A 21736-nucleotide genomic window follows, 5' to 3' on the forward strand; every position below is an offset into this window, starting at 1 on the left:
TTTACTATTTAATGCTCTGAATGGTCCATTTCCTCTGAACCGCCGCCGGATCCACCGCCGCTGTCCATGTCCATGTCGTGCATACCAAAGGACATGACCCAGATAGACCCTGCGATGACTACCGCCGCGATGAAAAACCCAAACAGGATGTTTCCATACTGCGGTATAGGGTTTTTCTCGGCAATATGCATGAACATGACCAGCTGTAGCACAGCCTGGATTACTGCGAGTATCATAATAATTGCAATAATCCATGGCACCGGAAGTCCGGACATCACTGTCGTATACGCCGCAACCAGTGTCAAAACAATTGAAGCAATAAATCCAATAATGTGTTTGACGGGGATGCCTGACTCACTGTGTTCTGTGTGTTCACTCATTTAAACCACCATCCCTATCAGATAGACAGCTGTAAAGATGAAAATCCATACAACGTCCAAAAAGTGCCAGTACAGACCGATTATAAACGTTTTTCTCGCGATTACAGGCGTCAACCCAAAGCGTATTAATTGAATAATAATCGCCGTACACCAGAATACACCGAGCGTTACGTGGAGTCCGTGTGTACCTGTAAGGGTAAAGAACGCCGACCAAAAGGCACTCGACTGAATTGTGGCGCCTTCATGCACGTAATGCACAAACTCATAAATTTCAAAACCAAGAAAACCAAGACCGAGTGCCAAAGTAATGATCAGCCATATTACAAGGCCTTTTAACGATTCTTTTCTCATCATATGCACAGCTATTCCACACGTAAAACTACTTACTAGGAGCAGAAAGGTCATTGTGAGCGCCATCGGCATTTCGAACAGTTCATGTGCCGGCGTGGCATCTCCGTAACGGCCGAAAAGCACGGCATACGTTGCAAAAAGCGTGGAGAAAAGCACCACCTCGGCTGCAAGGAAGATCCAGAAGCCGAGAATGGTTAAGGGACCATCTTCTCTTCGGTACTCCAGCGGTCCCGTTTTTAATTCTGCGTGTTCACTCATTCTTTACGCCCCCTTGCCTGCTCCTCAGTACGTTTAATTTCATCAATAGGGACGTGATACCCTTCATCAAAGTCGAAGGAGCGAATAACCATGCAGATAATAACCCCGAGGAGTCCTGGAATGGCGAGCCAGAACCAATGCCACACAAGTCCAAAGCTTGCCATAAACATAATGGCTGACATGATAATCGGCAGCCCTTTGTAGCTAGGCATGTGAATCGGCTCGAGCTTCGACTCATCGTAGGTGGTCGCGCCTGTTTCCTTCATGTCCCAGTATGCTTCGTGGCTGTTCACATATGGAATTGTAGCGAAATTGTAGTGCGGGACTGGCGTGGTCGTTGCCCATTCGAGCGAACGGCCGTCCCAGGCGTCTCCTGTTTTTTCCCGCGGCTCGTAACGGGCGCTGTAATAAATGTTAAACGTGAATATTACAAACCCTGTGGCGAGAATAAAGGCTCCGGCAGTAGACAGCAGGTTAAGCGGCATCCATTCCGGTTCAATCGTGTACGTCCGGCGCGGCATCCCCATAAGGCCGAGGAAAAACTGCGGAAGAAACGTAATATTAAACCCGATAACCGTAAACCAGAAGCTGATTTTCCCTATTTTTTCGTTCATTTTGTGTCCAAACATTTTCGGGTACCAGTACGTAAGCCCTGCAAACATTCCAAACAAAGTCCCGGCAATCAGCACGTAGTGGAAGTGGGCAATCAGGAAGTAGGTGTTGTGATACTGGTAGTCCGCAGAAGCCATACCAAGCATTACCCCGGTAACACCGCCGATGGTAAAGTTCGGTATAAAGGCAAGCGCCCACAGCATCGGCACGTTAAATCTGATACGCCCCTTATACATCGTCCCAAGCCAGTTGAATATCTTGATCCCGGTAGGAACAGCAATCAGCATCGTCGTGATGGAGAAAAGAGAGTTAACTCCTGCTCCGGCGCCCATCGTAAAGAAGTGGTGCACCCATACGACAAAGCTCAGCCCTGCGATGACACACATAGCGTAAACCATCGCTTTGTAGCCAAACAGCTGTTTTCTGGCAAACGTTGAGATAACTTCCGAGAAAACCCCGAACGCTGGCAGAATAACAATGTAAACCTCCGGGTGTCCCCAGAGCCAGAACAGGTTGGCCCACATCATTGGCATGCCTTCACCGGCTAATGTAAAGAAGTGAGTGCCAAAGATCCGGTCAAGCGTCATCAAAGCCAGTGCAATTGTCAAAATTGGAAAGGCGAAGATAATAATAATTGATGTAATCAATGCAGACCATGTGAAGATAGGCATCTTCATCAGGGTCATGCCAGGTGCACGCATCCGCAGGATCGTAACAAGGAAGTTAATCCCTGTGGCAAGCGTCCCGATACCAGAGAGCTGCAGTGCTAATAAATAGTAGTTCTGGTTAATCTCCGGGCTCAGCTCCGGTCCTGCCATCGGTACATAGCTGGTCCAGCCAGCGCTCGGGGAACCACCGATAACAAAGGAAATGTTAAACAGCATTGCCCCAAAGAAAAATGTCCAAAAGCTAAAGGCGTTCAAAAACGGGAAAGCTACGTCCCGGGCGCCTATTTGAAGCGGAACCGCAACGTTCATCAGCCCGATAATAAACGGCATCGCCATGAATAGAATCATGACTGTTCCGTGCGTCGTGAAAATTTCATTATAGTGCACGGAATTCAGGAAATTCATATTGGGAAGTGCAAGCTGCGTTCTCATCATCAGGGCGTCGACCCCGCCGCGGAACAGCATAGCAAGCGCTGCGATAATATACATGATACCAATTTTCTTGTGGTCCACCGTTGTCAGATATTCATCCCAAAGCCATTTCCATAGCTTGAAATACGTCAGGACAAACACAATACCTACTGTAGCGAGGACGATGGAGGCCATCGCCCCGTAAATAATAGGTTCTCCGGTGACAAGAAAGTCATTCCATATAAAATCCCACAAAGGATGTCACCTGCTTTCTTTAATTATAAATATCGTAAATTATTCCTCTTCCCAGGGGCCGCCTTCGCCGCCTTCAAGGTGAAGCTGTTCCCCAAGATTGCCACCGTAAAGATCAGTAATATAGCTTCTGCCTGAGTTCATGCCAAAGTCTACATACTCTAAATGCGTGCTGGAGTATTCCGCTTCCTGGGCAAGGCCTGGCTCGAGGTACTGGTCAAAACGGTCCTTAGTCATTTCCGGGGCATTGTTTTGAACATCACTTACCCATTGATTGAACTCTTCTTCACTTTCAGAAGTAACTGTGAATGTATGCTCAGCAAAGCCGGAACCGTTGTAGTTCGCATTGCGTCCTGCAAATTCGCCTTCTTCATCTGCCTGGAGGTACAGTGTGTTCTGCATGCCGGCCATGTTATATTTCTGGCCGCCAAGTGCCGGTATCCAAAGCGCAGTCATCGAATCAGCAGACGCCAGCTTAAATTCGATCGGGCGATTCTCCGGTATGTGTAAGTAGTTAACCGTTTCAATGTCTTGCTCCGGATAACTGAAATACCATTTCCAGTTGGAGGTATCGGCATGTATTACTAGCGGCTCCTGATCATTTGTCTCTTCCGGCGGGCTCTCCAATGCATATAGAGAGGTCACTGTAGGGACTGAAAGAGCTGCTACAATAATAAATGGAATAACCGTCCAGATTATCTCAAGTGTGGTGTTTCCGTGCTGGTGAGGGTCATAGTCCTTGTCTGTCCAGTTCGGGCGTTCCCTAAACCGGATAATCATGTAGAAAAATAGCACAAAAACAACAATGACAATGACGGACATCAGTGTAATAGAAAAAATAATGAGTTCCTGCTGGGTTCTGGCCACCGGCCCTTTAGGATCCAAAACTGTAATACCGCTGCAGCCGCTGGCGACGAGCAGCAAAGCAAACAACCCTGGTACCATAAACAGTCGTTTGAACCAGGAAACTAAGTTTTTCAAGCGCTTCACGCTCCTTCCTTTTTATTACCGACTTCTGTGATGAATAACCCCTCTCTCCATCAGCCACGGTTCATCCCGTTCATATGCAGAGCGCACCATTATCGTAGCAAATTTTTATGGCTCTCGTCATTTTTTCTCTGGCAAAATTTCAAAATTGACGATTTTTAAACACAAATATGTCATAAAACGTTCACTTCTATGCGCCTGTTGCTTAGAACCTTTATCATCTTATCCTAACGTCTGCCAATTTTCAACCTGCGAAAGGCGGTTTCAGGAGAAATGACCGGGTTCCCGGAGACACGGTCACGTCTTGTTTTTCGGCTCCAATAAACCTGCGGGTTGTCTTTTTTCTCTGCCTATTAAAAAGAACAAGCCGTCAGGCCCGTTCCTTTACTGCTTCAAGCAGAAGCATATTTGAGTTAATAAGCACTTTCCGGTCTTCCCGGTACGTTGTAAACGATTGTGCCTCGCTCTCCAGCTTATGCACCGTCCAGTCTTCGTACCGGCGGGAAAGCTTTTGAATAATATCCTCTGTATCGAAATTCACTTCCATTTTTGCCGGCAGCTGCTCGCTTGTTTCCGTGTCTGTTTCATGAATACCGGTGTTTATCAAAAACGCATGCACGCCGCCCTCAGCCGTGCCCTTTTGGAGGTTATCGATTAAATTCCAGAAGGTTTTTTCATCGGGGACGTGTTCGATGCTTGAAACTGCTATAATGCCGTCAAAATACTCCCTTTTCGGGATGTATTCTTCTATTGCCTGCTTTACCGGTTTAATTTCCTGATCCACGCCGTATTCCCTGGCGTAATCCTTTAACTGGCTGATGGCTTCATCTAAAAAATCCACGCACGTAACTTCACAGCCTTCCTCCTGAAACTGCCTGGCGGCCGGTATGCTGTTACGGCCGATGCCGCAGCCAAGGTCAAGCAGTCGGACGTCTCCCCCTTTGCGAATTCGGTCGAGGGCATTGATAATACGGGAGGCTGGCTTTTTCATCCAGGTGCCTTTTTCAAATAAGTCGTGCTGCTTATAGTACTGGCGGTGATATTCCTTTTCCGAAGCCCGGATTTCCTCTAAACTTGGCTCTTTCATACACAAGCACCCCTTTTATTTTTCATTTCCCTTACAAATCCCGCTGCTTTGTAGCCTCCCACACTACGTGAGGAAGCTCAGGGATAATCAGCTTTTCCATCGCAAGCTTTACAGCGCCCGAGGACCCCGGCATCGTAAACACCGGCTTGTGATCGATAATGCCGGCCGCAGCTCTTGATAAAATCGCCGAAGAACCGATATCTTCCACGTAGCTCAGGTAGCGGAACAGCTCGCCAAACCCAACAATTGCTTTATCAAACCTGGGCTCTACGGTTTCGATGGTAATGTCCCGGTCGGCGATTCCCGTCCCGCCGTTGATCAGCACCGCTTCCGCCTCCGGATGAATGAGCGCTTCATTCAAACAATTGGTGATCGATGCCTGTTCATCTGTAACTATCGAATAAAAACAAACCTCGTGGCCGTGGGATTCGAGCAGCTCATGAATGCGGCGGCCGCTTTTATCCGTTTCTTCCGTTCTCGTATCGCTCACGGTAATAACAGCGCATTGAATCTTTTTCTCCGCCTGCTCCTTATGTTCTTCTGTCGCCATTAAAGTCCCCTCCTTTGTTTTTCTCTTTAAAAAAAGAAGCCTTTTTCAGGCTTCCTCTTTGGTTTCTATTATCCCCCAATATAGGACATTTCAATCCGCTTACGGTTGCGCGCCGTTTCTTCGGTCCGCTCTTCCGAGTAACGGTCGGTCCGTCTGCCCCATATGCCGGCAATGCTATTAAATATCGTTTCATCTGAGTCCCCGGAACGGAGCTGATTTCGTAAATCATACCCTTCGGTGGCAAACAGGCACGTAAACAGCTTGCCGTCCGCAGAGATTCTGGCCCGTGTGCACGTAGAGCAGAACGACTCCGTGACAGACGAAATGACGCCGACTTCTCCGCTGCCGTCCTTATAACGGTAGCGGTCAGCCACTTCACCGTAATAGCCCGGATCCACGGGCTCAATCGGAAACGTCTGGTGAATCGTGTCGATAATATCCTTTTTCGTCACTACCGACCCAAAGTTCCACCCGTTGGTGCTTCCCACGTCCATAAACTCGATAAAGCGCAGGTTGACGCCGCGCTGTTTAAAATACATAGCCATTGGAAGAATCTGTTCCTCATTCATTCCTTTTTTGACTACGGTATTCACCTTTACAGTAAGACCTGCTTTTTTTGCTGCTTCGATGCCTTTTAGTACAGGCTTCGATCCGGTTTTTCTGCCGTTAATGCTTGCAAACACTTCATCATCGAGCGCATCGAGGCTGATGTTCACCCGCTGCAGCCCGGCAGCCTTTAATTTTTCAGCCTGGGCGGGCAGCATTACGCCATTTGTTGTCAGAGCGATATCCTTAATGCCTTCGATTTCCGTCAGACGGCGGATCAGCTCGGGCATATTTTTACGAAGCAGTGGTTCCCCTCCGGTCAAACGGAGCTTTTCCACACCAAGGCCGGCAAACAGGCTCGACACCCGGACGATTTCATCAAAGGAGAGCCGCTCGTCCTGGCCCATAAATTCAAAATCCGGGCCGAAAATTTCTGCCGGCATGCAGTAGGTACACCGGAAGTTGCATTGATCTATAACGGAAATACGCAGGTCACGAAGGGGACGGTTTAACTGGTCAGTTACATTGGTCATCGTATTCCCCCTCTCTCTATTTTACCTTTCTGTTTAACTCTTCAAGCTGCTGGGCCGTATTAATATTTTCAAATGCTTCGGGATGCCAGTACGCCTGATTGACATCCACAACTCTTTCATTGCCGCTGAATACATTTTTCATGCGGTAATCTCCGGCTTCAAGCTGGGCTTCTGCCTTTGAAAGCAGATCAGCACGGAACCATCCACACGCAGGTGCCAGTCTCCCCCCGATTTCCGGGACGACCGCATCTGTATCCGCCGTAATATAAGAAGCCAGAAAGCGTACCTCTTCCGCAGTGATAAGCGGCATATCCACCGGAAGCATAAACACCCACTCTTCCTTCGTGTAAGAAAGGCCGGTGAAAAGGCCGGCCAGCGGTCCCTTTTCTTTATGAGGCGGAAGGTCTTCCTTGATATTCACCTGCTCCCCGGCTTTAATTCTCCCGGCAAACGACGGATGCGAAATCAGCCAGATGGTTTTCACTTCACTATGAAGAGCCTGGATGGCCCGTTCATAAAAATAGCCTTCTTTCCAGACAGCAAAGGCCTTCGGAGAACCAAACCTCTCCGACATGCCTCCGGTCAGAATGATTCCATCTGCCACGGTGTTACCCCCCGCTGACCGGTGGAATCAGGGCTACGGTGTCTCCCTGGCTGACCGGCGTGCTTTCTTCAGCAAACTCTTCATTAACGGCGGTCATAACGTCACTTATATCAGCATCATACGTGGATTTCAGATGCTCAAGTACATCCTTCACAGTAGCTATATCGCCACTGTTAATGGTAAGCCTTTCGCCGCCAAAAATATCTTTCATGTGGGCAAAGCATAACACATTAATCATTTGTTTCCACCTCCTGGGGACCCGTCCGGGTACCGAGTTTGTTCAAGCTGATCTCCCACCCACTGCTCGCCGTCTTCCCAGTGTTCCTTTTTCCAGATTGGCACAATCTGTTTAATGCGCTCAATAATGTATTCATTCGCTTCATAGGCGTCCTTACGGTGGGGCGTCGAAACAGCGATGACGACTGCCGCATCGGAAATCTGCAGTTCGCCGGTGCGGTGGCCCACAGCTGCTTCAGCATCCGGCCAGCGTTCCTTCACTTCCCGGCCGATCGCCTCGAGCTGCTTTTCCGCCATCGAATGGTACGCCTCGTATTCCAGATAGACCGTCCGCCGGCCTTTGGTAAATTCCCGGACCGTGCCGATAAACTGCACCACGGCGCCTGCTTCCGGGCGAGTCACCTCAGCAGCAAGCTCTTTTACAGACAGCGGTTCTGATGTCACGAAAAATCGTTTCTTCATAGTTTACTCCTCATATATTGTTCAAACCATGCATCTGCTTTGTCAGTGTCCTGAAAATGATTCACTTCTTCTCCAGGGCCAAATGCTGTTTGAATGTTATCAAGATCCTCAAGGGATGCTTTATCATCTGTGCTTCGAAGCAAAAGTACTTTTGGGTGCGGTGCTTTTTTGTATCCTTCTATAAGAATAACATCAAGCGGCAGCTGTTGATAAATATTCAGCAGCGTAGAAAGATCCGGCGCTTCCATATCTGCGAGGAACTGAAAGACCCCGGCGCCTTCCACACCGGAAACTACGGCTCCAGCCTTCTTCAGCTCCAGGCTGTCGACTCCCTCCGGCTGAAGCGGCACGCTCTGGTGGCCGTGATGCTTTAATACACCCACCCTCCAGCCGTTTGCTTTACCAAGCGCCGTCCAGCGTTTAAGCAGGGTCGTTTTTCCACTTTCTTTGAATCCCGTTACCTGCAGTACCGGAATGGTCATGCGAGCGGCTCCTTCTGGCCCTCGTTATCTTCAAGCAGCATCACGTCGACCACGTCTCCCTGCTGGTACCCGCGGCTTCCCCCGGGGAGAACGATACACGCATTGGCCCCGGCGAGGGAGGTCACTGCACTCGATTTATTAAATCCTCCCGGCTCTGCATACAAACGGTCGCCTTCTGCGCGCCAGCTGCCGCGGACAAAACGGGTAAATGGGTTCGGCTTGGAGAAATCCGCTGCGAGCTCTGCCTTCACCATCGTATGGTGCGGACGCTCAGAATGCATTACGGCCTGAATTACCGGGCGCACGAACAGTTCAAAGCCCATGTAGCAGGCGGAAGGATTCCCTGAAAGACCAAACAGCAGCGTACCTTCCCAGCTGGCAACGGTCGTTACGCTGCCGGGGCGCATGGCTACTTTATTAAAGAATACGTCCGCCCCGAGACGTTCATAAACGTCCGGTAGCAAATCATAGTCCCCGACCGACACCCCGCCGGTCGTAATGACCATATCCGTTTCCTCCGCCGCCTGGCGCACTGCCCTGTAGCACGGTTCGAGTTCGTCCTTCAGCTTGCCGTAGTATTCAGGCTCCGCGCCGGCCCGCTGCAGCTGGGCAATCATCATGTAGGCATTGCTGTTTCGTATTTTGCCCGGCTCGAGCTCATCGGAAACGTCAAGCAGCTCCGTGCCTGTCGCAAACACGCCGACGACCGGCTTTTTAGCCACCTTCACCGTGGCGTAGCCAAACGTCGCAAGCAGGGCCGTGACGCCGGGATCAATCCATGTGCCCGCCGGAACGAGCTCGGTGCCCGCCTCCGTATCCTCTCCTTCAAAGGAGATGTTTTGGTCTTTTTCAAACTCGCGCTTAATCGTCATAAGCGGGTACGTGCCGTCATGCCCTTCCTGGGCAAGCTCAAGCATCACAACGGCATCACACTGCTCTGGAATTTTCGCCCCGGTCATGATGCGTACTGCCTGAAAAGGTTCCAGTTCTTTTTCTGACACAAAACCGGCGCCGATCTCCTCGACTACCTGGAAGGTCACCGGCTGCTCCCGGGAAGCTCCCCGGGAATCCGCCGAACGAATCGCAAACCCGTCATAGGGGGAACGGTCAAACGGCGGGACCGGATGAGCGGCCGTGATCGTCTCGGCCAGCCGGCGGCCGTAGGATTCGTGGATGGAGACCTCTTCCACGCCGCCTTCTTTGACATTCTCCATTACGCGCTCAATTGCTTCTTTTACCGGTACAGGCGTACGTTTTTCAACCATATTGATGCTCCTTTATTATATTTGAATGTATGTATCCGTGCTATAATCGGTCAATACTATATCCAGGAGGGACTTTTACCATGTCAGAATTTACGCACTTTAATGAACAGGGCCGGGCCAGAATGGTGGACGTTTCCGATAAGCCGGTGACGAGCAGAAGCGCTCTGGCCGGTTCAAGCATCCGTGTTCCCGAAGAAGTGTACCTGGCGGTTACACAGGGAGATATTAAAAAAGGCGATGTGCTCGCCGTCGCCCAAATCGCAGGAATTACCGGTGCCAAACAGACATCCACCCTCATACCAATGTGCCACCCGCTCCCTTTAAGTAACGTGGACATCAGCTTTTACTGGAAAACAGAAGAAGCCTATGAACTGTTTATTGAAGCATTTGTTAAAACGAAGGGAAGCACAGGGGTGGAAATGGAAGCATTAACCGCAGCATCCGCCGCTGCTTTAACCGTGTATGATATGTGCAAAGCGCTCGATAAAGGGATGGTCATCGGCCCGACATACCTGCTTGAAAAAACCGGAGGCAAAAGCGGTGACTTTCAACGGAAAACGAGTGATTAATACTTAACGTTCCCGGTTTAAAAGGTAGGTTAAACCGAGCAGCAGAAAGGAAATAAATATACTGATGCCGACGTACGTATACGCAAGGTTCATTTGATTCGACTCAATGGCCACGTAAATGGCCGTCGGCATCGTTTGTGTAACGCCTGGAATATTCCCGGCAAACATCAGCGTAGCTCCGAACTCCCCCAGAGCTCTCGTAAAACTGAGCACAAACCCTGTCATGAGCGCACGGCCGGCAAGAGGCATGGCAATGTTGATAAACACGCGCCACTCTCCCGCTCCGTCCACTCTTGCAGCGGCTTCAATATTGGGGTCAATTGAACCGTATCCGGTTTTTGCCGACTGAAACATTAAAGGGAACGCAACGACCGCCGCGGCTACAACGGCAGCAACCGGCGTGAAGATAATCGAATTTTGAAACACCTGCTCATATACGCTGCCAATCCAGCTGTTTGTTCCAAAAACAATAATAAGCAAAAAGCCGGTCACCGATGGCGGCAGCACGAGCGGAAGCATCAGGCACGTTTCCGCGGCCAGCTTCCCCCGGAAATTTCTGACGGCAAAAACTCTTCCAAGCATCGCGCCGGCAATGAAAACAAGGACCGCTGCAATGCTTGCTGTCAGCAGAGACAGCTGTATGGGAAACCAAAACATCAGGCACGCACGCTCCTTTTATTCCGGATCTGAAAAGCCGTACGAGCGCAAAATGTCCTGGGCTTCGTTGCTTTGCAGATATGTCATAAACTCCCGGCTTTCTTTTTCGTTTCCGTTCCCTGCAACAGCTCCGCCGTAATAGTGAATGGCCGAGTACAGGGAAGGATCAATTTCTTCAAGAACCCGGACGTCGGCTCCACGCGCATCCGAGGCGTACACAAAGCCAACCGCTGCATTGCTTCTTTCGACAAGTGTTAACGTGTGCCGCACATCTTTGGCAAAAACCATCCGCTCCTGTACATGCTCCCATTCCTCCATCGAAGTGAGTGCCTCCTGAGCGTATTTTCCGGCGGGAGCCGCTTCGGGCGTTGCCAATGCTATCCGGCCGCTCCCATCAAGCACGCTCCGCAGATCTTTTGCCTCACTGTTTTCAGGCACTACTGCCACCAGCGTATTTTCCGCAAAGGCAGGATTTTCTGCCTCCACCATTTTATTTTCCTCTTCAAGATCGTTATAGTGCGAAGCGGAGGCTGACAAAAAAACATCTGCCGGACCGCCGCGCTCAATCTGCTGCTTTAGTGTTCCAGAACCGCCGTAGTTAAAGGCCAGTGAGATATCCGGATGCTCATTGGCGAAGCTTTTCTGCACCTCTGCAAGGGCGTCCTGAAGGCTGGCCGCTGCTGAAACCGTCAGCGCGGCCTGCTCTTCGTTCTGCCCGGCCTGCGGGCCGCCGCTGCAGCCCTGCAGAAGAAAAATACCCGCTCCTGCTGCCACGAAGGGTTTCCAGTTCATATTGTCCGTCATCTCCCGTCGATGGATTGTTTCAGGCTACCCGAGCAGCTGGGCGTACCACCGCTTGGCTTCCTGCACGTCGCTCGTACCGTGAATGAGTGCCCGGCCGTCCTGGAATAAAACAATGCGCCGCGTTTCGGTCTGTACCGACAACAGATAAGGGTTTTTGCGCACCCTCCAGTTCCGGCTTTCCCAATCGCGCTCCAGCCGCTCGAAGTTCAGCTGTCTGCTTTCCCCCGGCCGGATCTGTACCGTATCCCTGCCGCACAGGACGCTCGTTTTATTTGAATGTTCATATGTTAATGCCGGGTATATCGCTTTTTCCCCGCACGACAGACATTCCGGGTCTTTACTGCTCTGCAGACCGACGGAAAACTGCTGCTGGTTCCAAAGATCAAAATAATCCAGGGTCACCGGGAGACTTTCCCCGTCGCCGACCAGTATTTTCAAGGCTGCGGCCGTCTGCTTTGCCGCCACTGACTGCACAGCCGGAGCGATCACCCCAACCGTATCGCACGTCTGCCCCTGTGAAGGAATCTTTTTCCATACGCAGCGAAAGCAGGGCCGTCCTCCCGGCAGAAACGGGTGAACCATACCGATACTTCCCACGCATGCCCCGTATATCCAGGGCTTATCGTATTTTCTAGCGGCATCATTAATCAACAGCCGGGTATCAAAATTATCCGTGCCGTCAATGATAAGATCAGTCTCTGCAGCCTTCGCTTCGATCCATGTAAAATCCACATCCACTACTTCCCCGTGCACTTGAACCCCGGAGTTAATCTCACGCAGCCTTTTTTCTGCCGCTGCAGCCTTAGGCATCTGTGCTGCGGCATCCTTCTCCGTATACAGCTGCTGGCGCTGCAGATTGCTGTACTCTACGTAATCACGGTCTGCTATCGTCACCGTACCAACACCAGCGCGTACAAGCATCTCCGCTGCGGAAGCCCCGAGCGCCCCTGCACCAACAATCGTTACAGAGCTTTGGTTTAACTTTTTCTGACCCGCTTCACCGATCGGTGAAAACAGCTGCTGCCTTGAATATCGATCGTCCATGCTTTCTCTCCTTTGCTTTAATTATTTATAGCTGCTTCAGTTTTTCTGCGCTGCATATGGATACGTGTGCGGGAATAGGTAAACAGGGCAAGTCCCGCCCAAACGATTAAAAAGGCCGTAAACTGCTGGAAGGAAAAAGGCTCCCTAAATAAAAAAACACCCAGTATCAGCATAATCGTCGGCGCAATATACTGCAGAAATCCAAGCAGGGAGTAGCTGATCTTTCGTGCTCCTGAGGCAAACAGCAGTAATGGAACAGCTGTGGCGGCGCCGGCCCCGAAGAGCAGCGTCCACGTGCCTGAATCATAGGTGGAAGCAGTTTCGCCCGAAAAAAACATTAAAAAAATCAGGGCAAATGGCGCTGCCAGAAACGATTCCAGGGTTAGGCCTGCCCATGCCCCGAGCGCTACAGTTTTTTTTATAATACCATAACAACCAAATGATAACGCCAGAATAATTGAAGCCCACGGAAACTGGCCGTAGGAAATAGTGAGTACAAACACCCCAATAAATGCGAGCACGACAGCGGCTATTTCCATGCGGGCAAGTCGTTCTTTTAAAAACACCGTGGCCAGTGCCACATTCACAAGCGGATTAATATAATAGCCCAGGCTTGCCTGAATCACATGATCTCCATTCACCGCAAAGATAAAGGTAAACCAGTTAATCGTAATCAATAAAGCGGCTCCGGTAATGGCCACTGTCGTTTTCACCGAATAAAAAGAGTGGCTGATTTCTCTCCATACCCCTTTAGCGCGCCCGATCAATACGATAAGTACAGCCATAAACAAAAAAGACCAAATTATACGGTGGGCGAGTACATCAATCGCCGGAACATCGTTAAAAAGCTTCCAGTACAGCGGGAGAAACCCCCAGAGTACGTAAGCCGCCACTCCTGCTGCAATGCCTGTCTGCTGCTCTCTCATCTGCATCTCCATCCTCTCTTCACCCATTATAGCGGACAACGGTGCCTCTCTGGCAAACAGGAACGGCTGAAGCCGTTGAAATTTTTCTGTCCATAAAAAAACAGCTTCGAGGGTATCGAAGCTGTCAGCTGTTATTTTTACGCTCTCTGTTTCTCCATAGGATGATCGTAAATGCGGAAACAATAGCCACTCCGAGCGTTCCCATAAACACCATGCCGGGAATATTCGGCCCTGCTTCTTCTGCTTCTGCTGCAGCCTGTTGTTCGGCTTCAGAAAGAGAGCTTTCTCCCGTCCGCGCTTCTAATTCCTGCTGCCTTTCTTCGAGGGGCTTATTGCTGTTCAGGCTGAAATTCGTGCCCCCCTGCACTGTTTCCCCGTCCTCGCCTGTTACGCTGTAATTCAGCACATAGTTTCCATTTTCCAGTACACTTTCCATGCTGGAAACTACAGTACGGCCGTCTTCACTGATTTCAGGCTCCGACATTTCAATCTCATCGCCGGTTTCTACAAGCAGATACATGTCTTCCACACGGTCAATTTCTGTATCAAAAGTAAGCTCAAGGCGTTCAGGCACTTCTAAAACAGAATCTCCATCTTCAGGACTTGAGGATTCCAGCGCAGGTGCTGCAAACGCCTGGTAAGGTGAAGTAATGAAAAATAAAACCGCGAGAAGGCCAAAAAATCTATATTTCATAGGACTTCTCCTTTCAATAAATAAATCACTCTACTCTTTATATCATGATATAAAGCCAAATTCGAACGATATCATTTACGTTTTTGTGTCAATTTTATATTTCCCGGGCAATATTCTTTTCTGCTGGCGTACACCCGGCACAAAAAACCCGGACGCAGGAAGCGCATCCGGGGGAGTACTTATATTCAGCTTTGTTCTAAACGGCGGATCCGGTCTTCAAGCGGAGGGTGCGACGAAAAGAGCATCGCAGCAGCTGACGGCTTGTTGTTGATTTTAAGCGTCTGCATGGATGACTGCTCCGTATCCACCCGGTCCACATAATTCTGCAGAGAGCGCAGAGCATGAGCCATTTTGTCTTTTCCGGCAAGGTCTGCCCCGCCGCGGTCAGCGTGGTACTCACGGTAACGGGAGTAGGCGGCGACGACGATGCTTCCGAGAATCGAAAAGAGAATTTGAAAAACGATAATCGCCAGAAAGTGGATAATAGGGCGCATATTTTCATTGACAAACCTCGATACCGCAAAGGCAACGACCCGGGCCAGAAACACCACAAACGTGTTCACGATTCCCTGCAGAAGGGTCATGGTGATCATATCGCCATTGGCCACGTGGGCCACCTCATGGGCAATAACACCTTCTACGGCGTCATCGTCCATCGATTGAAGAAGACCGGTTGAAACAGAAACAAGCGACCGTTTTTTTGTCGGCCCTGTCGCAAACGCGTTTACTTCAGCAGACTGGTAAATTCCAACCTCCGGCATATGAGTAAGCCCCGCGCGCCGGCAGAGACGGTGAACTTTTTCCACAACCATTTTTTCAGCCTGGCTCCCCGGATTATCCGGGTCAATCACCTTGACATTCATTGCTTTTTTCGCTATAAATCTCGACATTGCCAGTGAAATAAATGCCCCGGCAAAGCCGATAACGGCACTGATAATTAACAGCGGCACCAGATTCAACGTGCCGGCACCGTAGTTATAAGCACCCAGGTTAACACCAAACAAACTTAGTATCGAAAACACGATGACAATTGTTAACAACACCATCATGTTCGTTAACAGAAACAGCATGATTCTTTTACCCATGGCCTTCTCTCCTTCTTAACGGTTCAATTTTTCTTTTACACAGTTATTTATACGCAGGTGTCTCTGGAATGGTTTCATTCTTCTTAATAATATCACACATTAAAAATTACACGAAAAGAAAGATTTCTTGTTTACAAGTTTTTCTTAACAGGTATAAGCATAGAGAGCATGTTTTCATTCAGAAAGAATTAACACAATTGGAATTCTGACGAAGGAGGACACCATTTATGGCACGCAACGTCGCACAAAAATTAATTGAAGAACACCTCGTTTCCGGAGATATGACTCCGGGCGAAGAAATTGGAATGAAAATCGACCAGACACTCACCCAGGACGCAACAGGTACAATGGTGATGCTTGAGCTTGAAGCCATGGGGGTTGAGCGGGCTCAGACAGAAGCTTCCGCCCAATACGTAGACCACAATATCATTCAGGAGGATAACAAAAACCCGGATGACCACCTGTTTCTTCAGACAGCAGCAAAACGCTTCGGCATGTATTTCAGCCGTCCGGGTAACGGTGTGAGCCACCCGGTACACATGCAGCGCCTTGCCCGTCCCGGCCGTACCCTTCTTGGATCGGACTCCCATACATGTGCCAACGGCTGTATGGGGATGCTTGCCATGGGGGCAGGCGGCATTGAAGTAACCATGGCCATTGCAGGAGAACCATTCTTCGTAAAAATGCCTCAGGTATGGGGAGTAAAGCTTACCGGCAAGCTTCCTGACTGGGTAAGCGCCAAGGATGTTATTCTTGAGCTTCTCCGCCGCCATGATGTAAAAGCCGGCGCCAACAAAGTCATTGAATACTACGGCCCCGGCCTTGAAGACCTGAGTGCCATGGACCGTCACGTCATTGCGAACATGGGAGCCGAGCTTGGCGCCACCGCCAGCGTATTTCCATCAGACGATGAAGTGAAGCGTTTCATGGCAAGCCAGGACCGCGAGGACGAATGGCAGGAGCTGAAGGCTGACCGCGGCGCCCAGTACGACATCGATGAAGAGATCGATCTGTCCTCTCTCGAGCCGCTGATTGCCAAACCGTCGAGTCCGGGCAACGTCGTACCCGTCCGGGAAATCGCCGGCGAACCTATTTTCCAGGCATATATCGGTTCATCCGCAAACCCTGGATACCGGGATTTTGCGATTGCTTCTGAAATCGTCAAAGGCAAAAATGTGCATGAAAATGTAAGCTTTGATATTAATCCGTCTTCACGGCAAATGCTGACAGACCTCGTGTCCAACGGCCATATTGCCAATCTTCTAAGCGCCGGCGGCCGGCTTCACCAGGCAGGCTGTAACGGCTGTATCGGCATGGGCCAGGCACCAGCCACCCACAAAAACAGCCTGCGGACGACCCCGCGGAACTTCCCGGGACGCTCCGGTACGAAGGAAGACCGCGTCTTTCTTTGCAGCCCTGAAATAGCTGCTGCTTCGGCTCTTTACGGCGAAATCACCGATCCGCGGACCCTTGATATGGACTATCCGAAGGTGGGTGAACCGGACGAGCCAACCGTGGACTTCCGGCTGCTGCAGGAGCCGCTTCCTTACGAAGAAGCGAAAAATATAAAAATCGAAAAAGGCCCGAACATTGCCACCCTTCCGGAAATGGAAGAGCTGCCGGACCGCATTGAAGTACCGGTACTGCTGAAGCTTGGCGACAACTTCTCCACAGACGAGATTCTTGCCGGCGGCGCACGCGTACTTCCGTACCGCAGTAACCTTCCGGAAATCAGCAAGTTTTCATTTGAAATTACTGATGAAGACTATTACAACCGGGCCATGGCAATTAAAGATGACACCGGCCACGCTATTATCGGCGGATCCAACTACGGTCAGGGCTCAAGCCGTGAACACGCAGCCCTTGCCCCACGCTATCTCGGCCTGCGTGTTGCACTTGTCCAGGACTTCGCCCGTATTCACTGGCAGAACCTGGTGAACTTCGGCGTGCTTCCAATCACGTTTGAGGATGCTGAAGACTATATGAAAATCGATGCCGGCGATACTATTGTGCTTGAGAATCTGCGTGAAAATATCCAGAATCACAATACGTTTGAAGCTGCCATCAAGAACAAAAACGAAACCATCACCGTGCGCCATGAAATGTCGAGGCGCCAGATTGACATGATGCTTCGCGGCGGCCTGATTAACTGGGTACGCGCTAAACAATAAAAGTACCGGCGGGGCAGACGCTTCTTTCCTGGAAGCGCTGCTCCTTTATGTTTGATGATTAAGGGAGGCCTTCATTGATGGAAAATAAAGTAGAAAATCAAAGAACTATCCTGCTGACCGGTGCCACAAACGGGATCGGCAGAATCGTCGCAGAAAAACTGGCGGCCGAAGGGCATACCTTATTGCTGGTTGGACGCAAGGAATGGAAAGGCGAAGAGCTGATTACCGAATTGGAGCAGAAAACCGGAAATACAGAGCTTCATTTTTACCAGACTGATCTTTCCCTTCTGCATGAAATCGAGACGCTTGCAGAGAACGTAGCACGGGACTATGGCCAGATCGACACTCTGATTAATAATGCCGGCGCTGTCTACTCTTCCCGCGTCTGGACGGAGGAGCATCTTGAACGCACCTTTGCCCTGAATTACCTTGGGGTGTTTTACCTTACGGAGCTTCTTCTTCCTCTTCTTCGTGAAAGCTCTGACGGGCGGGTGGTGAATGTCTCTTCTGCTGCACATGCCTTATCGAAAATGAATTTTCAGAATCTGCAGGGGGAGCAGAAGTATAACGGCCTGAAGCAATACGGACTCGCGAAGCTGTCATTGCTTTTGTATACGTATGACCTGGCCCAGAGACTCCGCTATGAAAATATTAAAGTAAACGCCCTCCACCCGGGCAACATTTCCACCGGGTTCGGCCTGAATAATAAAAATGCCTTTTACCGCGGGCTGAACAAGTTCACCAGTAAGTTCGGCGACTCTCCCGAAGAAGGAGCTGACCTGGAAGTATCGCTTGGTTCAGGCGCCCGAGGCTCTCAGGTAACCGGCAAATACTTTACGAAAAAAGGAATTACCAGTTCTTCGAGTGATTCCTACTCTACAGCCAATCAAAGAAGGCTGCGGGAAATCAGTGAAGAGCTTGTTTATCACTACACCGGAAGAGAGCTTCAAAAAGAAGCTTAATAATATATATGCCTGATGGAATGCCTTTGCGGGCATTCTTTTTTTTGATTTTCCGGCCGTTCGCGTTGTTTTGCCCTGTTTTGAAGCGGGTATTTAACCTTCATGTGCATATACTTATGCACCATTCTATTTATTTGAGGAGGAATTCCCTATCGTACAGGCGAAGACACATGCTGCAAAAGCTGACTTTACCGAACGTTTTACATCCCTGCGTGAGCAGACAATGAAGCTGACCGCACCGTTGTACACCGAAGACTTTATGATTCAGGCGCACCCTGACGTCAGCCCCGCGAAATGGCACCTCGCCCACACGACCTGGTTTTTTGAGCAGTTCATTCTCAAGCCGTATGCTGACGGTTATGAAGAGTTTTCAAAATTCTCCAACGGCTTGTATAATTCCTATTACGAAACCCAGGGAAAGCCCTTTCCAAAGCAGTACCGCGGTCTGATTTCCCGTCCGACCACCGAAGAGACCATGGAATACCGGCGTCATGTGGAAGAGGCCATGGAACGCTTTCTCCAGGAAGGCCCGTGGAACGAAGAGATCGCTGAATTAATGGAAACCGGCCTGCAGCACGAGCAGCAGCATCAGGAGCTGTTAGTCACCGACACAAAATTCAACTTTTCGATGAACCCACTTAACCCCGCCTATCTGGAAAATGATTCTTTTGCCGAACAGGGAGAGACGCCCAGGCTGGAATGGCACGCCTATGAAGACGAGTTAACGACTATCGGCACCGATAACCTGCACTTTTCCTTCGATAACGAACGCCCGGAGCATAAATTTTATCTGCATGCGTTCTCTATCGCCTCAAGGCCCGTGACCAACGAAGAATATATTCGTTTTATTGAAGACGGCGGCTACGAAGATCCTGAGCTGTGGCTTTCCGAAGGCTGGGGCATTGTCCAGGAGCAGGACTGGAAAGCACCGCTTTACTGGCAGAAGCAGGGCGGTATCTGGTTTTACTTTACGATGAACGGACTGAAAGAAGTGCGCCTTCATGAACCTATTGCCCATATCAGCTACTACGAAGCCGATGCCTATGCCCGCTGGGCCGGAGCCCGCCTCCCTACTGAACAGGAATGGGAATATGCTTTCCGCGGCTCCGAAGCAGACGGTACGTTTCTTGAATCTGCAAGCTATCACCCAAGCCCCCTCCAGTCATCTCCCAATGCGTACGGGGACGTTTGGGAATGGACACGCAGTCCTTATTCCCCGTACCCAGGCAACCGTCCGCCGGAGGGTGCCATGGGAGAATATAATGCCAAATTCATGAGTAATCAAATGGTCCTGCGCGGCGGTTCATGCGCGACTCCGCAGTCGCACATCCGCTCCACCTACCGTAACTTTTTCCCTCCGGAAAAACGGTGGCAGTTCAGCGGGCTCCGGCTCGCCAAGGACGGGGTGCAGAAATAGCCATGGCTGATTATACTGTATTGGATTTAAAGCCTTCGCTGTCCTCCCTGGCTGAAGACGTTCGCACTGGCCTTACTGCCGAGCCAAAAAGCATTCCCCCCAAGCATTTCTACGATGAACGGGGGAGCATGCTGTTTAATGAAATCACCCGGCTGCCAGAATATTACCTCAGCCGGACCGAGGCATCTGTTTTGTCCGATTACGGGGAAGAAATTGCTGAAAGTATTGGCGCTTCCTCCCTGATTGAGCTTGGAAGCGGAAGCTTTGATAAAATCCGCTGCCTGCTTCCTTTTCTTTCGGAGGCTATTAGCTATACTCCTGTCGACATTTCGCTTAGCGCCCTGCACGACACCGCAGCCCGCGTGAAGGAGGCCGTGCCTGCCATGCAGGTCTTTGGTGTATGTGCGGACTATACGAAAACGATGTCTTTTTTAAACAGCGGCAGAAATAAGCCCGCAGCTGTCTTTTTTCTCGGCTCCACGATTGGAAATCTGGATCCGAAGGAGGCTTCGGAATTTTTGCAGAAGCTCGTGTCCCAAATGAATCCGGAGGACAGTCTCGTAGTCGGCGTTGATTTGAAGAAGGATCCGGTTGTGCTGCACCGGGCGTATAACGACGAAGCAGGCATTACCGCTTCCTTTAATAAGAATCTGCTCCACCGCCTGAATCGCGAGCTTGACGCCGGTATTAACACCGGCCATTTTGAACATGAGGCTTTTTATAATGAACGGCTCGGACGGATCGAAATGCACCTGCGCGCCGAAAAGCCTTCCCTGTTCTCAATCGGCGGAGAAACGTTTACAATGCGTGCCGGCGAGACGATCCATACAGAAAACAGCCGGAAGTTCACTCCAGAGGAATTTATGCACCTGGCCCGACAGTCCTCCTGGGAAACCAACGACTGGTGGACCGATGAAAACGAATGGTTTGGCGTATTTACGCTTTCCCCACGCCTATAAACGAAGCCCCCGGCGTACCGGGGGCTTTTTCATGTCTGCGGCCAGCCTTCCAGCTGGTACGCCATTTCCCAGAACAAATACTCAAACCGGGTGGTCGTTAAAAATATATTTTCAATCCTTCTTTTTTCCGCGTCGGGTTTGTTTTCTGCCAGTCGGTCGAGCATGCTGATGCCCCAGTCTGCGAGCTGTTGAAATTCGTCATCACTGTACATCTGCACCCATTCACCGTACAGCTCATGCTCCAGTGCTCCCGGCCACGTACTGAGCTTTCTGCCGATTTCTGCGTAGCTCCACATGCACGGGAGCAAAGCCGCAAGCAGCTCAGCCAGTCCTCCGTTCTGTCCTTCATGCAGCATATACCTTGTGTACGCAAGTGTTGTCGGAGCCGGTTCTGCCTGTTCGAGCTCCTCTTCGGTGATCCCGAATTTTTTTGCGTACTGGCGGTGCAGACTCATTTCTTCATTCATGGTGACATCCATCACCTTCGCAAAAGCCCCCATCGTTTCCACATCTTCGGCTTTAACAGCGCCAATCGCAAACAATTTTGCATATTGCACGAGATAAAGATAATCCTGAACCATGAAATAACGGAATTTTTCCTTATCAAGGGTCCCCCGCCCAAGCTCCTCCACAAACGGATGCGTGTGGTTCTGCTCCCATACCGGAAGCAGTTTTTCCTTTAAATCATGAGTAAATGACATTAACCTCTTCCTTTCCCTTAATAAGAGTTAAGTTGGCTCCGGACCTCAGGCAACAGAAGCAT

At 50.3% G+C, this 21736-nt stretch carries 24 protein-coding genes; 5 read left to right on the forward strand and 19 right to left on the reverse strand.

Going from position 1 to position 21736, the window contains the following annotated elements; genetic code table 11:
- Positions 1 to 8: 8 nt before the first annotated feature.
- The 12 genes from qoxD to glp all read right to left on the reverse strand — a co-directional run bounded on the left by qoxD (position 9) and on the right by glp (position 9685).
- Positions 9 to 380 carry a cytochrome aa3 quinol oxidase subunit IV gene (gene qoxD / locus SIC45_RS12825; protein ID WP_319632428.1) on the reverse strand — a complete coding sequence of 124 codons (372 nt, stop codon included), beginning with the start codon at positions 378 to 380 and terminating at the stop codon, positions 9 to 11.
- Positions 381 to 989: a cytochrome aa3 quinol oxidase subunit III gene (gene qoxC, locus SIC45_RS12830; RefSeq protein WP_319632429.1), complete on the reverse strand. Its 609-nt coding sequence runs from the start codon at positions 987 to 989 to the stop codon at positions 381 to 383.
- Positions 986 to 2935 carry a cytochrome aa3 quinol oxidase subunit I gene (gene qoxB, locus SIC45_RS12835; RefSeq protein WP_319632430.1) on the reverse strand — a complete coding sequence of 650 codons (1950 nt, stop codon included), beginning with the start codon at positions 2933 to 2935 and terminating at the stop codon, positions 986 to 988. The genes qoxC and qoxB overlap by 4 nt, the downstream gene beginning before the upstream one ends.
- Positions 2936 to 2974: 39 nt before the next feature.
- Positions 2975 to 3913: a cytochrome aa3 quinol oxidase subunit II gene (gene qoxA / locus SIC45_RS12840; RefSeq protein WP_413645775.1), complete on the reverse strand. Its 939-nt coding sequence runs from the start codon at positions 3911 to 3913 to the stop codon at positions 2975 to 2977.
- 376 nt (positions 3914 to 4289) lie between these two features.
- A complete protein-coding gene (locus SIC45_RS12845; protein WP_319632432.1) occupies positions 4290 to 5006 on the reverse strand; it encodes a class I SAM-dependent methyltransferase in 717 nt (238 codons plus the stop codon).
- A gap of 31 nt (positions 5007 to 5037) precedes the next feature.
- Positions 5038 to 5556 carry a MogA/MoaB family molybdenum cofactor biosynthesis protein gene (locus tag SIC45_RS12850; RefSeq protein WP_319632433.1) on the reverse strand — a complete coding sequence of 173 codons (519 nt, stop codon included), beginning with the start codon at positions 5554 to 5556 and terminating at the stop codon, positions 5038 to 5040.
- A gap of 68 nt (positions 5557 to 5624) precedes the next feature.
- Positions 5625 to 6635 (reverse strand): GTP 3',8-cyclase MoaA, encoded by a 1011-nt coding sequence (moaA, locus tag SIC45_RS12855; RefSeq protein WP_319632434.1) that lies wholly within the window; start codon positions 6633 to 6635, stop codon positions 5625 to 5627.
- Between the two features lie 16 nt (positions 6636 to 6651).
- A complete protein-coding gene (locus SIC45_RS12860) occupies positions 6652 to 7239 on the reverse strand; it encodes a molybdenum cofactor guanylyltransferase (protein ID WP_319632435.1) in 588 nt (195 codons plus the stop codon).
- Between the two features lie 4 nt (positions 7240 to 7243).
- Entirely contained in the window at positions 7244 to 7477 is a 234-nt protein-coding gene (locus SIC45_RS12865; RefSeq protein ID WP_319632436.1) for a MoaD/ThiS family protein, read from the reverse strand.
- Positions 7474 to 7938, reverse strand: coding sequence for a molybdenum cofactor biosynthesis protein MoaE (locus SIC45_RS12870; RefSeq protein WP_319632437.1), 465 nt, complete (start codon positions 7936 to 7938; stop codon positions 7474 to 7476). The genes SIC45_RS12865 and SIC45_RS12870 overlap by 4 nt, the downstream gene beginning before the upstream one ends.
- The gene (mobB, locus tag SIC45_RS12875; protein WP_319632438.1) at positions 7935 to 8420 is read right to left on the reverse strand and encodes a molybdopterin-guanine dinucleotide biosynthesis protein B; all 486 of its coding nucleotides are present in this window, start codon (positions 8418 to 8420) and stop codon (positions 7935 to 7937) included. The genes SIC45_RS12870 and mobB overlap by 4 nt, the downstream gene beginning before the upstream one ends.
- Positions 8417 to 9685 (reverse strand): gephyrin-like molybdotransferase Glp, encoded by a 1269-nt coding sequence (gene glp / locus SIC45_RS12880; protein WP_319632439.1) that lies wholly within the window; start codon positions 9683 to 9685, stop codon positions 8417 to 8419. Before glp ends, mobB begins: the two co-directional genes overlap by 4 nt.
- Before the next feature lie 80 nt (positions 9686 to 9765).
- Here glp and moaC point away from each other — a divergent pair, with 80 nt between their 5' ends.
- Positions 9766 to 10254 carry a cyclic pyranopterin monophosphate synthase MoaC gene (gene moaC / locus SIC45_RS12885; protein WP_298787275.1) on the forward strand — a complete coding sequence of 163 codons (489 nt, stop codon included), beginning with the start codon at positions 9766 to 9768 and terminating at the stop codon, positions 10252 to 10254.
- A gap of 3 nt (positions 10255 to 10257) precedes the next feature.
- Here moaC and modB read toward each other — a convergent pair whose 3' ends face one another.
- The 6 genes from modB to htpX all read right to left on the reverse strand — a co-directional run bounded on the left by modB (position 10258) and on the right by htpX (position 15464).
- Entirely contained in the window at positions 10258 to 10911 is a 654-nt protein-coding gene (gene modB, locus SIC45_RS12890) for a molybdate ABC transporter permease subunit (protein ID WP_298787277.1), read from the reverse strand.
- A gap of 18 nt (positions 10912 to 10929) precedes the next feature.
- Positions 10930 to 11703 carry a molybdate ABC transporter substrate-binding protein gene (gene modA / locus SIC45_RS12895; RefSeq protein WP_319632440.1) on the reverse strand — a complete coding sequence of 258 codons (774 nt, stop codon included), beginning with the start codon at positions 11701 to 11703 and terminating at the stop codon, positions 10930 to 10932.
- A 36-nt stretch (positions 11704 to 11739) separates the two neighbouring features.
- Positions 11740 to 12759: a ThiF family adenylyltransferase gene (locus tag SIC45_RS12900; protein ID WP_319632441.1), complete on the reverse strand. Its 1020-nt coding sequence runs from the start codon at positions 12757 to 12759 to the stop codon at positions 11740 to 11742.
- A gap of 17 nt (positions 12760 to 12776) precedes the next feature.
- A complete protein-coding gene (rarD, locus tag SIC45_RS12905; protein ID WP_319632442.1) occupies positions 12777 to 13685 on the reverse strand; it encodes an EamA family transporter RarD in 909 nt (302 codons plus the stop codon).
- Positions 13686 to 13809: 124 nt separating this feature from the next.
- Complete coding sequence (locus tag SIC45_RS12910; RefSeq protein WP_298787284.1) at positions 13810 to 14379, reverse strand: copper resistance protein CopC; 570 nt, start codon at positions 14377 to 14379, stop codon at positions 13810 to 13812.
- 185 nt (positions 14380 to 14564) lie between these two features.
- Positions 14565 to 15464: a protease HtpX gene (gene htpX / locus SIC45_RS12915; RefSeq protein WP_298787286.1), complete on the reverse strand. Its 900-nt coding sequence runs from the start codon at positions 15462 to 15464 to the stop codon at positions 14565 to 14567.
- 227 nt (positions 15465 to 15691) lie between these two features.
- Here htpX and SIC45_RS12920 point away from each other — a divergent pair, with 227 nt between their 5' ends.
- The 4 genes from SIC45_RS12920 to egtD all read left to right on the forward strand — a co-directional run bounded on the left by SIC45_RS12920 (position 15692) and on the right by egtD (position 20973).
- Positions 15692 to 17635 (forward strand): aconitate hydratase, encoded by a 1944-nt coding sequence (locus SIC45_RS12920; protein ID WP_298787288.1) that lies wholly within the window; start codon positions 15692 to 15694, stop codon positions 17633 to 17635.
- A 77-nt stretch (positions 17636 to 17712) separates the two neighbouring features.
- Positions 17713 to 18597, forward strand: a complete 885-nt coding sequence (locus SIC45_RS12925) for an SDR family NAD(P)-dependent oxidoreductase (RefSeq protein WP_298787290.1) — start codon at positions 17713 to 17715, stop codon at positions 18595 to 18597.
- Between the two features lie 151 nt (positions 18598 to 18748).
- Positions 18749 to 20014: an ergothioneine biosynthesis protein EgtB gene (egtB, locus tag SIC45_RS12930; protein ID WP_319632968.1), complete on the forward strand. Its 1266-nt coding sequence runs from the start codon at positions 18749 to 18751 to the stop codon at positions 20012 to 20014.
- Positions 20015 to 20016: 2 nt separating this feature from the next.
- A complete protein-coding gene (egtD, locus tag SIC45_RS12935) occupies positions 20017 to 20973 on the forward strand; it encodes an L-histidine N(alpha)-methyltransferase (RefSeq protein ID WP_319632443.1) in 957 nt (318 codons plus the stop codon).
- A 29-nt stretch (positions 20974 to 21002) separates the two neighbouring features.
- On the opposite strand, the gene tenA is transcribed toward egtD, so the two are convergent.
- On the reverse strand, positions 21003 to 21674 hold the full coding sequence (gene tenA, locus SIC45_RS12940; RefSeq protein ID WP_319632444.1) for a thiaminase II: 672 nt from the start codon (positions 21672 to 21674) through the stop codon (positions 21003 to 21005).
- Positions 21675 to 21736: the final 62 nt, after the last annotated feature.

This window comes from Marinococcus sp. PL1-022 (genome assembly GCF_033845285.1).
In the GTDB taxonomy this organism is placed as follows: Bacteria; Bacillota; Bacilli; order Bacillales; family Marinococcaceae; genus Marinococcus.